The organism is Cupriavidus sp. FW216-B1, assembly GCF_058789195.1.
The window spans coordinates 171,871-184,797 of the sequence record NZ_JBYTEL010000002.1; the positions used below are offsets into that span (position 1 = coordinate 171,871).

The window sequence follows — 12,927 nt, forward strand, 5'->3', positions numbered from 1 at the left end:
GGGGTGGGCAGGAGAAGGCCGGGCGGCCCCCGCCGCCGGGTTCCCGCGGGCAGCGGGGGGCGGCGTTCGAGGGCAATCTCGGGGCAACCGGGAGCGGCGGGCAGCCGGCCCCGGGGCGGCCGGCCGGGACAGCCAGCACTTTACCACCGGCACGCCGCCGGAGGCACATCGCGGCGCGCCGCGCCGCACCCGGGGCCGCCCGCTCCGCGAAAGCCCCGGCGCCGCGCCGCGGCGGCAGGCTTCCCCGTATAATCAATGGTTTGCAAATCCACACTGACCGACAGCGACCTGCCACGCCGCGGGACGCCCTGCCCAGAACATGAAAGTCTCCGACATCCGCAGCAAGTTCCTGCAGTACTTCGAATCGAAGGGCCATACCGTGGTCCGCTCGTCCAGCCTGGTGCCGGGGAACGATCCGACGCTGCTGTTCACCAACTCCGGCATGGTGCAGTTCAAGGACGTGTTCCTCGGCACCGACAAGCGCCCGTACACGCGCGCCACGTCGTCGCAGCGCTCGGTGCGCGCCGGCGGCAAGCACAACGACCTGGAGAACGTGGGCTACACCGCGCGCCACCACACGTTCTTCGAGATGCTCGGCAACTTCTCGTTCGGCGACTATTTCAAGCGCGAAGCCATCCAGTACGCGTGGGAGCTGCTGACCAAGGTCTACCACCTGCCGGCCGAGAAGCTGTGGGTCACGGTGTACGCGGAAGACGACGAAGCCTACGACATCTGGTCCAGGGAAGTGGGCGTGCCGGCCGAGCGCATCGTGCGCATCGGCGACAACAAGGGCGCGCGCTACGCCTCGGACAACTTCTGGCAGATGGCCGATACCGGCCCGTGCGGCCCGTGCTCGGAAATCTTCTACGACCACGGCCCGGAAGTGTGGGGCGGCCCGCCGGGATCGCCCGAGGAAGACGGCGACCGCTACATCGAGATCTGGAACCTGGTGTTCATGCAGTTCAACCGCGACGAGCAGGGCAACATGCCGCGCCTGCCCAAGCCCTGCGTCGACACCGGCATGGGCCTGGAGCGCATCGCCGCGGTGCTGCAGCACGTGCACAGCAACTATGAGATCGACCTGTTCCAGGCGCTCATCAAGGCCGCCGCGCGCGAGACCGGCACCAGCGACCTGAACAACAACTCGCTCAAGGTCATCGCCGACCACATCCGCGCCTGCTCGTTCCTGATCGTCGACGGCGTGATCCCCGGCAACGAAGGCCGCGGCTACGTGCTGCGCCGCATCGTGCGCCGCGCCATCCGCCACGGCTACAAGCTGGGCCGCAAGACCCCGTTCTTCCACAAGCTGGTGCCGGACCTGGTGGCGCAGATGGGCCAGGCCTACCCCGAACTGGCCGAGGCCGAGTCGCGCGTGACCGAGGTGCTCAAGGCCGAGGAAGAGCGCTTCTTCGAGACTATCGAGAACGGCATGGCCATCCTCGACGCCGCGCTGGCCGACGTGAAGGCCAAGGGCGGCACCGTGCTCGACGGCGAACTCGCGTTCAAGCTGCACGACACCTTCGGCTTCCCGCTCGACCTGACGCAGGACGTGTGCCGCGAGCAGGAACTGACGGTGGACGAAGCCGCCTTCGACGCGGCCATGAACCGCCAGCGCGAGCAGGCCCGCGCCGCCGGCAAGTTCAAGATGGCCGCCGGCCTCGAATACCACGGCGACAAGACCACCTTCCACGGCTACGAGAAGCTGGGCGTGGACGGCGCGAAGATCACCGCGCTGTACGTGGACGGCGCCGCCGTCGACACCATGCAGCCCGGCCAGACCGGCGTGGTGGTGCTCGACAACACCCCGTTCTACGCCGAGTCCGGCGGCCAGGCCGGCGACCAGGGCGAACTGCGCGCCGGCGCGGCCGTGTTCAGCGTGGCCGACACCACCAAGGTGCAGGCCGACGTGTTCGGCCACCAGGGCACGCTGGCCGGCGGCGCGCTCAAGGTCGGCGACAGCGTGAGCGCGCAGGTCGACGCGGCGCGCCGCGCGCGCACCATGCGCAACCACTCGGCCACCCACCTGATGCACAAGGCGCTGCGCGAGGTGCTGGGCACCCACGTGCAGCAGAAGGGCTCGCTGGTGGATGCCGACAAGACCCGCTTCGACTTTTCGCACAACGCGCCGATGAGCGACGAGCAGATCCGCCGCGTCGAGGAGATCGTCAACGCCGAGATCCTGCAGAACGCCGCCACCGGCGCCGAGGTCATGCCGTTCGACGATGCCGTCAAGAGCGGCGCGATGGCGCTGTTCGGCGAGAAGTACGCCGACGACGTGCGCGTGCTGTCGATCGGCAGCTCGAAGGAACTGTGCGGCGGCACCCACGTGGCGCGCACCGGCGACATCGGCCTGTTCAAGATCGTGATGGAAGGCGGCGTGGCCGCCGGCATCCGCCGCGTCGAAGCCATCACCGGCGACAACGCGCTGCACTACCTGCAGGCGCTCGACGCCAAGCTCAACGAAGCCGCCGCCGCGCTCAAGGCCCAGCCGTCCGAGCTGGTGCCGCGCATCGGCCAGGTGCAGGAGCAGGTGCGCGCGCTGGAGAAGGAACTCGAGCGCCTCAAGAGCAAGCTGGCCGCCTCGCAGGGCGACGAGCTGGCCGCGCAGGCCATCGACGTCAAGGGCATCAAGGTGCTGGCCGCCCAGCTCGACGGCGCCGACGTCAAGACGCTGCGCGAGACGATGGACAAGCTCAAGGACAAGCTCGGCAGCGCGGCCATCGTGCTGGGTGCCGTGGCCGACGGCAAGGTCAGCCTGATCGCCGGCGTGACGGCGGACGCGACCGGCCGCGTCAAGGCCGGCGAACTGGTCAACTTCGTCGCCCAGCAGGTCGGCGGCAAGGGCGGTGGCCGTCCCGACATGGCGCAGGCCGGCGGCACCGAGCCGGCCAACCTGCCCAAGGCCCTGGCCGGCGTGGGCGAGTGGGTGGCGGCGAAGGTCTGAGGTTCCAAAGGCGCCGATCGTCCGATCGGTTCGCTCCCCTCTCCCGCTTGCGGGAGGGGGGCCGGGGGAGAGGGCGGGAGCTTGCGAATGCTGCCGTGCCGGAAAAGACCGTCGGCTCCGTTCATTGCTTCGGGCAGTTCCCCAAAGGCGCTTCGGCGCCTTTTTTCATGTCCCTTGCTACGTTTCCCGGCTGAGTTTGCCCATCAGCGTCAGGATGTCGATCGGCAGCGGAAACACGATGGTCGAGCTCTTGTCGCCGGCGATCTGCGTGAGCGTCTGCAGGTAGCGCAACTGCATCGCCTGCGGCTCGCGCGCCAGCATCTGCGCGGCTTCGAGCAGCTTGACCGAGGCCTGCAGCTCGCCCTCGGCGTGGATCACCTTGGCGCGCCGCTCGCGCTCGGCCTCGGCCTGGCGCGCGATGGCGCGGATCATGGTCTCGTTGAGGTCGACGTGCTTGATCTCCACGTTCGAGACCTTGATGCCCCAGCTGTCGGTCTGGGCGTCGAGCGCTTTCTGGATGTCGATGTTGAGCTGCTCGCGCTCGGCCAGCATCTCGTCGAGCTCGTGCTTGCCCAGCACCGAGCGCAGCGTGGTCTGCGCGAGCTGGCTGGTGGCCTCGAGGAAGTTGGCCACCTGGATGATGGCGCGCTCGGGGTCGATCACGCGGAAGTACACCACCGCGTTGACCTTGACCGAGACGTTGTCGCGCGAGATCACGTCCTGCGGCGGCACGTCCATCACCACCGTGCGCAGGTCCACGCGCACCATCTGCTGCACGGCCGGGATCAGGATCACCAGCCCGGGGCCTTTCACCTTCCAGAAGCGCCCGAGCATGAACACTACGCCGCGCTCGTATTCGCGCAGCACGCGGATCGACGAGACGATGAGCAGGGCGATGAGGAAGACCAGACCGCCCGCGCTGAATCCGAATGCCATGATCATGCTCCTCGAGTGGATGGGTGGATGGTGACCGGCGCGTTGGCCGCATCTTGGACGGGACCTTCGGCCGCATCCTCGGCGGCATCGAGCGCGCGCACTTCCAGCAGCAGCCCGTGGCGCCCGATCACGCGCACGCGCTGGCCGGGCGCGAGCGGCAGCGCGCCGTGCACGCGCCAGCGCTCGCCGCGCACCTCGGCCCAGCCGTCCTGGCGCGCGCCGTCGCGCAACTCCAGCATCACGCCGGGCAGGCCGAGCATGGCGTCGCCGCCGCTGACGGTGGGCAGGCGCCGCGCGCGCCACAGCAGCGTCCAGACGGCCAGCAGGAAGGCGGCGCTCGCCAGCGCCAGCGCGCCGATCAGCCACAGCGGGATGCCGAAGCCGGGCACGTCGGTGTCGATCAGCATCACCGCGCCGAACACGAAGGCGATGATGCCGCCCACGCCGAGCGCGCCGAAGGTGGGCAGGAACAGCTCCGCCACCATGCAGCCCACGCCCAGCGCGATCAGGCCCAGCCCGGCGTAGCTGACCGGCAGCATCTGCAGCGCGAACAGCGCCAGCAGCAGGCAGATCGCGCCGGCCACGCCGGGCAGCACCATGCCCGGCGTGGAGAACTCGAAGATCAGGCCGTAGATGCCGATCATCATCAGGATCAGCGCCACGCTCGGCTCGGTGATGACCGCCAGGAAGCGGCTGCGCCAATCCGGCTCCAGCATCTGCACCGGCGCCTGCGCGGTGTGCAGCACGCGCTCCACGCCGGCGGCCTGCACGCGCCGGCCGTCGAGCGCGCGCAGCAGCGCCGGCAGGTCCGGCGCGAGCAGGTCGGCCACGCGCTGGGCCACGGCTTCGCTGGCCGACAGGCTGACCGCCTCGCGCACCGCGCGCTCGCCCCATTCGGCATTGCGCCCGCGCAGTTGCGCCAGGCCGCGGATGTAGGCCGAGGCATCGTGCATCTGCTTGCGCTCCATCGTGTCCTGCGGCGGGGCGCCGGCGGGCGCCGAGGCGGGCGTGGCTTCCGGCTTCTGCGCGCCGCCCGGGCTGCCCGGGCCGCCAATGCCGATCTGCACCGGGCTGGCCGCGCCCAGGTTGGTGCCCGGCGCCATCGCGGCGATGTGGCTGGCGTAGAGGATGTAGGTGCCGGCGCTGGCCGCGCGCGCGCCGCCCGGGTAGACGTAGCCGGCCACCGGCACCGGCGAGGCCAGGATGGCCTGGATGATCTCGCGCATCGACAGGTCCAGCCCGCCGGGCGTGTCCATTTCCAGCACGATCAGTTGCGCGCCGCCGTCGCGGGCATGCGCCATGCCGCGCACGATGAAGCTGGCGCTGGCCGGGCCGACCGCGCCCTTGAGCGGGATCACCACGACCGGCGCGGCCGGCGCTGCCGGCGGAGCCGCCGGGGCAGCAAAGGCGATGGCGGCGAGGACAGTGGCAAAGACGGTAGCCAGGCCGGGCCGGCTGGCGGCGGCAAGCCATCGCAAGAGCATCGGAGCACGCATCATGGCAAGGGCGCCGGCACAGTGAGTGCAAGCGCGGCGCCACTTCCAGTGTAGGCGAACGGCCACATCCTGCCGGGAACACCGCGCTGGTCCGCGCCGGCCGGCGGCCCGCGGGTGGCGTTCAGGCCGCCGCGGCCAGCCGGACCCGCTCGGCCAGCGCCGTCAGCGCCGTGTTCGCCATCGCCGGATGCCAGGCCAGCAGGGTGTCGGCCTTGCCCGCCGCGCCCATCGGATGCAGGCTGATGCGGGGCAGGTCGCGGTACAGGGCAAGTACCGAGCGCGGCACGATGGCCACGCCGATGCCGGCCGCCGCGCAGGCGATGATGGCGTGATAGGAGCCCAGCTCCAGCACCCGGCGCGGCGGGCTGTCGCCGGCGGCCAGCCAGGTCTCCAGCCGCATGCGGTAATGGCAGCCCGGCTCGAAGGCCAGCATGGTGCGGCTTTCCAGGTCGGCCGCGCCGCGGATGGGCGGGTGGTGCTCGCGCGCGACCAGCACCAGTTCCTCGCGGAAGGCCGGCAGCGACGCCAGCGCGGGATCGTCGAGCGGCTCCGCCACGAAGGCGCAGTCCACCTCGAAGCGGCCCAGCGCCTGCAGCGCCTGGCGCGTGGGCAGCGTCACCAGCTCGAGCTGCACCTCGGGCCAGGTCTGGTGGTACGCGGCCAGCAGCGCGGGCAGGCGGCTGGCCGCCGTGCTTTCCATCGAGGCGATGCGCAGGCGTCCCTGCGGCTTGGCGGGCAGCACGGCCTGGCGCGCTTCCTCGGCCAGGTCCAGCACGCGCCGCGCGTAGTCGAACAGGGTCTGCCCGGCCGGCGTCAGCACCATGCGCTTGCCGTCGCGCAGGAACAGCGCCACGCCGAGCGAGTCCTCGAGCTGGCGGATGCGGGTGGTGACGTTGGACTGCACGCGGTGCAGGCGCGCCGCGGCGCGCGTGACGCCGCCTTCCTCGACCACGGAGCGGAAGATTTCCAGGGATGCCAGGTCCATTGCGATGCCTTTGCCAGGGTTGCCGCCGGCGTGCCTTGCCGGCCAGCGCCGCCGGTCCACGCCATCTTCCATCTCGCCGGAAGATCGTTGCGTTCTCGATTATTCATTTTTCAGCGGCGTCCCGGCAGCGTAGCATGCGGCGATGGATTCCACATTCCCGACCCGCGGCGCCCGCGCGCCCGGCTTTCGCCTCGTCTTCCGCTCCCCGCGAGGCGCCGGCTGATGGGCAGCGCTGACCACCCGCTCGACGCCGCGCTGGCGCCCGCGCGCGCGCAGCCCGGCACCTGGACCGTGGCGCTGGCCGGGCTGGCCGCGCTGGGCGTGGCGATGGGCATCGGCCGCTTTGCCTTCACGCCGCTGCTGCCGATGATGCTGCATGACGGCAGCGTCACGCTGGGCGAGGGCGGCTGGCTGGCCACGCTGAACTACCTCGGTTATTTCGCCGGCGCCGCGGCCTGCCTGTTCATGCGCCCGGAGCCGGCGCGCATGGTCCGGCTGGGGCTGGCCGCCACCGTGCTGCTGACGCTCGGCATGGCCGCGCCCGGCGGCATGGCGGCGTGGGGCCTGTGGCGCGCCGCCGCCGGCATGGCCAGCGCGCTGGTGATGGTCTACGGCACGGCGTGGTGCATGCACCGGCTGGCCGAGCTGGGCCGCGCGCCGCTGGGCGGCCTGATCTTCTGCGGCCCGGGCATCGGCATCGTCTTCACCGGGGTGTCGGCGTTCGGCATGGTCGGCGCCGGCTGGCGGGCCGGCTGGGCCTGGCTGGCCTTCGGCGTGCTGGGCGCGGCGCTGGTCGCGGCGGTCTGGCGGGTGTTCCGGCCCGCGCCGCGCGCCGCCACCGGTTCAGCCACGGCGGCCACGGCGGCCACGGCGGCCACGGCCGCCATGCCGCGGCTCGACCGCGCGGCCTGGCTGCTGACGCTGGCCTACGGCCTGGCCGGCTTCGGCTACATCATCACCGCCACCTTCCTGCCGGTGATCGCGCGCCAGGCCATGCCCGGCTCGGTCTGGGCCGACCTGTTCTGGCCCATCTTCGGCGCCGGCGTGACGATCGGCGCCCTGGCCGCGTCGCGCGTGGGCGCCGAGCGCGACAACCGCAAGCTGCTGGCCTTCACCTACGCCATGCAGGCCGCGGGTGTGGCGATCGCGGTGGCGTGGCCCACGGTGGCGGGTTTCGCGCTGAGCAGCCTGCTGGCGGGGCTGCCGTTCAACGCGCTGGTGGCGTTCGCCATGCGCGAGGCCCGGCGGCTGTGGGGCGGGCAGGCGCAGCGCCTGATGGGGCTGATGACGGCCAGCTACGGGCTGGGCCAGATCGTCGGGCCGCCGCTGGCCACCGCGCTGGTGGCGCGCACCGGCGGCTTTGCCGCCTCGCTGTGCTGCGCCGCCGCGGCGCTGCTGCTGGGCGGCGCGATGTTCGCCTGGATGGCGCGCGTGCCGGCGCGCTAGCCGCGTGCGGGGCCGCGCCTGACGGCGCCACGGGCTTGCGCTACAGTATCGCCTTCGCTGCGCCGCGCCGCCGCCCGCACGGGCGCGCCGCGCGCGTGGCGCAGGAGCCGATCCCCATGTCATTCGCCTTGCAGCCCGCCCGCGCCGCGGGCGCCACCCAGCCCGCCACGCCGCTCGAGGCGCGCCTGCGCGCCGACCTGGCGGCGGCCTACCGCCTGTGCGCGCTGCAGGGCTGGGACGACCTGATCTACACGCATATCTCCGCCGCCGTGCCGGGCGAGCCGGACCACTTCCTGATCAACCCGTTCGGCTTCGCCTTCGACGAGATCCGCGCCAGCGACCTGGTCAAGATCAACGGCCGCGGCGAGGTGGTGGGCGCCAGCGCGCACCCGGTCAACGTCACCGGCTTCGCGCTGCATGGCGCGGTGCACGCCGCGCGGCCCGACGCGGTGTGCGTGATGCACCTGCACAACACCGCCGGCGTGGCGGTGTCGGCCCAGGCGCGCGGCCTGCTGGCGCTGTCGCAGCACGCCATGCGCTTCCACGGCCGGCTGGCCTACCACGACTACGAGGGACTGGCCTTCTCGCCGGCCGAGGGCGCCCGCCTGACCGCTTCGCTCGGCCGGCAGCCGGCCATGCTGCTGCGCAACCACGGCACCCTGACGGTGGGCCGCACCGTGGCCGAGGCCTACGTGCTGATGGCCACGCTGATCAAGGCCTGCGAGATCCAGATCGCCGCCCAGGCCGGCGGCGAGGTCGTGCAGCCGGCGCCCGCGGTGGCCGCGCATGCCGCCGCGCAGCTCGACGACGGCGGCGCGCTGGAAGGCGAGCTGGAATGGCCGTCGCTGCTGCGCAAACTCGATAGAATCGATGCTTCCTACCGCGACTGACGCGCCCCCGCGCGCCGCTCCCGGCCTCATCAAGACCCCCGGAACACAGGAACCCACGCCATGCCGACTTACCACGTAGAACTCTTCGAAGGCCGCTCGATCGAGCAAAAGCGCAAGCTGGTCGAGGAAGTCACCCGCGTCACCTGCGAAACGCTGGGCTGCTCGGCCTCGGCGGTGGACATCGTCATCACCGAGGTCAAGCGCGAGAACTGGGCCACCGGCGGCGAACTGTGGGCCGACAAGAAGTAGGCGCCGGCCGGCCCCAGCGGCGCCCACCGCGCTGATACCGCACGCATTCCACCCGTCACGGATTCCCCTTTCATGCAGCATTTCGCCTCCGACAACTACGCCGGCTTCTGTCCGGAATCGCTCAAGTATTTCCTCGAAGCCAACGGCAGCGGCCACGAGCAGGCCTATGGCGACGACTCCTGGACCCAGAAGGTCTGCGACCGCATCCGCGACCTGTTCCAGACCGATTGCGAAGTCTTCTTCGTCTTCAACGGCACCGCGGCGAACTCGCTGGCGCTGTCGGCGCTGTGCCAGTCCTACCACTCGGTGATCTGCCACGAGCTGGCGCACATCGAGACCGACGAATGCGGCGGCCCGGAATTCTTCTCCAACGGCTCCAAGCTGCTGACCGCGCCGGGCCCCAACGGCAAGCTCACGCCGGACGCGGTGGAGGCGCTGGTCACGCGCCGCTCCGACATCCACTATCCCAAGCCCAAGGTGGTGTCGCTGACGCAGTCGACCGAGGTCGGCACGGTGTACACGGTGGAGGAGGTGCGCGCCATCGCCGCCATCGCCAAGCGCCGCCAGTTGCGCGTGCACATGGACGGCGCGCGCTTCGCCAACGCGGTGGCCTCGCTGGGCGTGCATCCGTCCGAGATCACCTGGCGCGCCGGCGTCGACGTGCTGTGCTTCGGCGGCACCAAGAACGGCCTGCCGGTGGGCGAGGCGGTGGTGTTCTTCGACCGTAAGCTGGCCGAGGACTTCGCCTACCGCGTCAAGCAGGCCGGCCAGCTGGCCTCCAAGATGCGCTTCATCTCGGCGCCGTGGCTGGGCCTGCTGGAGAACGACGTGTGGCTGGCCAACGCGCGCCACGCCAACGCGATGGCGCAGTTGCTACACGAGCGCATCGCCACCATCCCGGGCGTGCGCATCATGTTCCCGACCGAGTCCAACGCGGTCTTCGCCGAGCTGCCGCTGACGGCCATCGAGGCGCTGCGCGCCAAGGGCTGGCGCTTCTACACTTTCATCGGCGCGGGCGGCTGCCGCTTCATGTGCGCGTGGGACCTGCAGCCGGAAACCGTGGAGGCGCTGGCCGCCGACATGCGCGTGGCCTGCGCCGCCTGAGCATCGCCTGAGCGCGGCCCAGGTGCGTCCCGGGCGCGGCGCCGGCGGGCAAGCAGGCGGCAACACCGGCATCGTGGCAAGCCGACGGGCCGGCAGACAGACAACAAGGCCGGCAAGGCCGAAAGACAAGGAGCTCCGCAATGTCCTACTACCGATACTGCCCCCAATGCGGCTCGCCGCTGGAAGTGCTGCCGCATTCCGGCCGCGAGCGCGATGCCTGCGTCCAGCCCGACTGCGGCTTCGTCCACTGGAACAACCCGCTGCCGGTGCTGGCCGCGGTGGTGGAGTACGAAGGCAAGCTGCTGCTGGCGCGCAACGCCGCCTGGCCCGAGAAGATGTTCGCCCTGGTGACGGGTTTCCTCGAACGCGACGAAACGCCCGAGCAGGGCGTGGCGCGCGAGCTCAAGGAGGAGACCAACCTGGACGCGCACGCGGTGTCGCTGATCGGCGTGTACGAGTTCATGCGCAAGAACGAGCTGATCATCGCCTACCACGTGCAGGCCAGCGGCACCGTCTCGCTGTCGGAAGAACTGGCCGACTACAAGCTGGTCGCGCCCGGCGACATGCGCATCTGGTCCGCCGGCACCGGCTTCGCGGTGGCCGACTGGCTGGCCTCGCGCGGCTACCCGGTGCGCTTCTTCGACCGCAACACCGGCGAGGACATCCCCGACCCGCGCCGCCGCGACGCGTTCGACCTGACCGGCGCTTCGCTACAATACAGGCCGTAAATACCCAGAACCAAGGAAGAGCGGAATGGAGTTCCAGAAAGAAGTGGACGCGCGGGGCCTGAACTGCCCGCTGCCGATCCTGCGTACCAAGAAGGCGCTGGCCGACATGGCCAGCGGCGATGTGCTCAAGGTGCTGGCCACCGATCCGGGGGCGACGCGTGATTTTCAGGCGTTCGCCAAGCAGACGGGCAATGAGTTGCTGTCGCATCAGGAGGTGGATAAGGTGTTTGTTTTTTATATGCGGAGGCGGTGAGGGATTTGGGTTTGGGGGTGGCTTTAAAGTCAAGGGCTTAACTTCAAAATCAACGGCTTAAAGTCAACATCAAAGTCAAAGGCTTTCGCTCCTCCGGAGCGACTTACTTTCTTTTGTCCGAAAAGAAAGTAAGCCAAGAAAGCGGACTGCCTGGCCGGCAGGGGCAGAGCCGAACAGGGTTTCTTGGGTTGGTGGTTTCGTGGTGGGGTCTGTGGTTCTGCCGGGATTCTGCCGGTACCGGTTTTGGTGGCCACGCTCTCTCGGGTGGTGTTCGATTCGTGGTGGCGCTGCATGATGGCGTCGGCCCAGGCCCTTCGGGCTGCTGCCGCGACCGGGGCGGATGGGTGCGGCATAGGGACGGTGCTGGATTCGTGGTGGGCTCGGTGGCCCCGGTTTGAACCCGGTGCGGGATCTTGAGATGTGCCAGCGGGGAACACGCAGCGTTCACCGAAACCCAACACACCCGCGCCGGGTCCACCACGCCCACCACGAAACCACGAGGATGCTATGTCGTGGCGGCTCAAACCGGTAACGGCAGATGCCCGAACCAGCAGTGCACTCGCCACCATAGGTCTGACCCCGAAACCCATACCGCCAGCCAGATCGTGGCCAGCCGAACCGGTAACGGCAGGATGCCAGCAGAACCACCACCCCCACCACGAAACCAGAAACACTAGAAACCCCAACGTTTCTGCCCCTGCCGGCCAGGCAGCCCGCTTTCTTTGCCTACTTTCTTTTCGGGGAAAAGAAAGTAGGTCGCTCCGGGGGAGCGAAAGCCTTTGACTTTGATGTTGACTTTAAGCCTTTGAAGTTAAAGCCTTTGAAGTCAAAGCCCTTGAAGTCAAAGCCCCCAAAACCAAACAGCCTAACTTCACCCCCCACCCAGCAAACCAAAAAATAAAAAAGCCCCGCAAAGCAGCCAAAAAACCGGCCACCCTGCAGGGCGCTTCCCTTATCCAGCAAAACCACCTACAACAATCACCCCCGCGTACGCAGGTAAGTACCGAATTCGTCCATCACCTCCGGGTGCTTGAGCGCGAACTCCACGGTGGCCTTGAGGTAGCCGAGCTTGCTGCCGCAGTCGTAGCGCACGCCCTTGTAGCGGTAGGCCAGCACCTGTTCCTGGCCGAGCAGCGAGCCGATCGCGTCGGTGAGCTGGTACTCGCCGCCGGCGCCCGGCTTGAGGCTGCGGATGTGGTCGAAGATGCGCGGCGTCAGGATGTAGCGGCCGACCACGCCGAGGTTGGAAGGGGCATCCTCGGGCGCGGGCTTTTCGACGATGCCCGAGACCTTGATCACGCCTTCGTCCCATTCGCGGCCGTCGACCACGCCGTAGGAGCGGCTCTGCTCGGGCGCGATTTCTTCCACGCCCAGCACGGAGCAGTTGTAGTGGCCGTACAGGTCCGTCATCTGCTTCATCACGGGCGGGTCGCCGTCGAGCAGGTCGTCGGCCAGCATGACCGCGAACGGTGCGTCGCCGACCAGCTTTTCGGCGCACAGCACGGCGTGGCCGAGCCCGAGCGCCTCGGGCTGGCGCACGTAGAAGAATTCCACGTGCGACGGCTTGATCGAGCGCACCAGCGACAGCAGCGCCTGCTTGTTCTTGGCTTCCAGCTCGGCCTCGAGCTCGTAGGCCTTGTCGAAATGGTCCTCGATGGCGCGCTTGGAGCGCCCGGTCACGAAGATCATTTCGGTGATGCCGGCGGCCATCGCTTCTTCCACCGCGTACTGGATCAGGGGCTTGTCGACCACCGGCAGCATTTCCTTGGGGCTGGCCTTGGTAGCGGGCAAGAAGCGGGTGCCGAGACCGGCTACGGGGAAGACAGCCTTGGTGACACGGGTTTCCATAACAGGTATTCCTTATCGTTTCGGTGTAGACAACCCTGCTGGTGACGC

11 protein-coding genes are annotated in these 12,927 nt (G+C 69.5%); 7 read left to right on the plus strand and 4 right to left on the minus strand.

Annotated elements, in window-relative coordinates:
• Positions 1-319: 319 nt before the first annotated feature.
• The gene (gene alaS, locus AC3WXD_RS07780) at positions 320-2,944 is read left to right on the plus strand and encodes an alanine--tRNA ligase (protein WP_020206517.1); all 2,625 of its coding nucleotides are present in this window, start codon (positions 320-322) and stop codon (positions 2,942-2,944) included.
• Positions 2,945-3,121: 177 nt separating this feature from the next.
• On the opposite strand, the gene AC3WXD_RS07785 is transcribed toward alaS, so the two are convergent.
• The 3 genes from AC3WXD_RS07785 to AC3WXD_RS07795 form a co-directional block, all read right to left on the minus strand.
• On the minus strand, positions 3,122-3,880 hold the full coding sequence (locus tag AC3WXD_RS07785; RefSeq protein WP_029044354.1) for a slipin family protein: 759 nt from the start codon (positions 3,878-3,880) through the stop codon (positions 3,122-3,124).
• Positions 3,881-3,882: 2 nt separating this feature from the next.
• On the minus strand, positions 3,883-5,364 hold the full coding sequence (locus tag AC3WXD_RS07790; RefSeq protein ID WP_492323470.1) for an NfeD family protein: 1,482 nt from the start codon (positions 5,362-5,364) through the stop codon (positions 3,883-3,885).
• A 133-nt stretch (positions 5,365-5,497) separates the two neighbouring features.
• Positions 5,498-6,361 carry a LysR substrate-binding domain-containing protein gene (locus tag AC3WXD_RS07795; RefSeq protein ID WP_020206520.1) on the minus strand — a complete coding sequence of 288 codons (864 nt, stop codon included), beginning with the start codon at positions 6,359-6,361 and terminating at the stop codon, positions 5,498-5,500.
• Between the two features lie 222 nt (positions 6,362-6,583).
• Between AC3WXD_RS07795 and AC3WXD_RS07800 the strand changes: the two genes are divergently transcribed.
• The 6 genes from AC3WXD_RS07800 to AC3WXD_RS07825 all read left to right on the plus strand — a co-directional run bounded on the left by AC3WXD_RS07800 (position 6,584) and on the right by AC3WXD_RS07825 (position 11,031).
• Positions 6,584-7,807, plus strand: coding sequence for a YbfB/YjiJ family MFS transporter (locus AC3WXD_RS07800; protein ID WP_492323471.1), 1,224 nt, complete (start codon positions 6,584-6,586; stop codon positions 7,805-7,807).
• A gap of 116 nt (positions 7,808-7,923) precedes the next feature.
• A complete protein-coding gene (locus AC3WXD_RS07805; protein WP_059411381.1) occupies positions 7,924-8,697 on the plus strand; it encodes a class II aldolase/adducin family protein in 774 nt (257 codons plus the stop codon).
• A gap of 60 nt (positions 8,698-8,757) precedes the next feature.
• Positions 8,758-8,946: a 4-oxalocrotonate tautomerase gene (locus tag AC3WXD_RS07810; RefSeq protein ID WP_020206523.1), complete on the plus strand. Its 189-nt coding sequence runs from the start codon at positions 8,758-8,760 to the stop codon at positions 8,944-8,946.
• Positions 8,947-9,018: 72 nt separating this feature from the next.
• Entirely contained in the window at positions 9,019-10,050 is a 1,032-nt protein-coding gene (locus tag AC3WXD_RS07815; protein ID WP_020206524.1) for a threonine aldolase family protein, read from the plus strand.
• 140 nt (positions 10,051-10,190) lie between these two features.
• Positions 10,191-10,778, plus strand: a complete 588-nt coding sequence (locus tag AC3WXD_RS07820) for an NUDIX hydrolase (protein WP_020206525.1) — start codon at positions 10,191-10,193, stop codon at positions 10,776-10,778.
• Between the two features lie 25 nt (positions 10,779-10,803).
• Entirely contained in the window at positions 10,804-11,031 is a 228-nt protein-coding gene (locus AC3WXD_RS07825; RefSeq protein ID WP_011297045.1) for a sulfurtransferase TusA family protein, read from the plus strand.
• Between the two features lie 978 nt (positions 11,032-12,009).
• On the opposite strand, the gene galU is transcribed toward AC3WXD_RS07825, so the two are convergent.
• Positions 12,010-12,879 carry a UTP--glucose-1-phosphate uridylyltransferase GalU gene (gene galU, locus AC3WXD_RS07830; protein ID WP_059411296.1) on the minus strand — a complete coding sequence of 290 codons (870 nt, stop codon included), beginning with the start codon at positions 12,877-12,879 and terminating at the stop codon, positions 12,010-12,012.
• Positions 12,880-12,927: the final 48 nt, after the last annotated feature.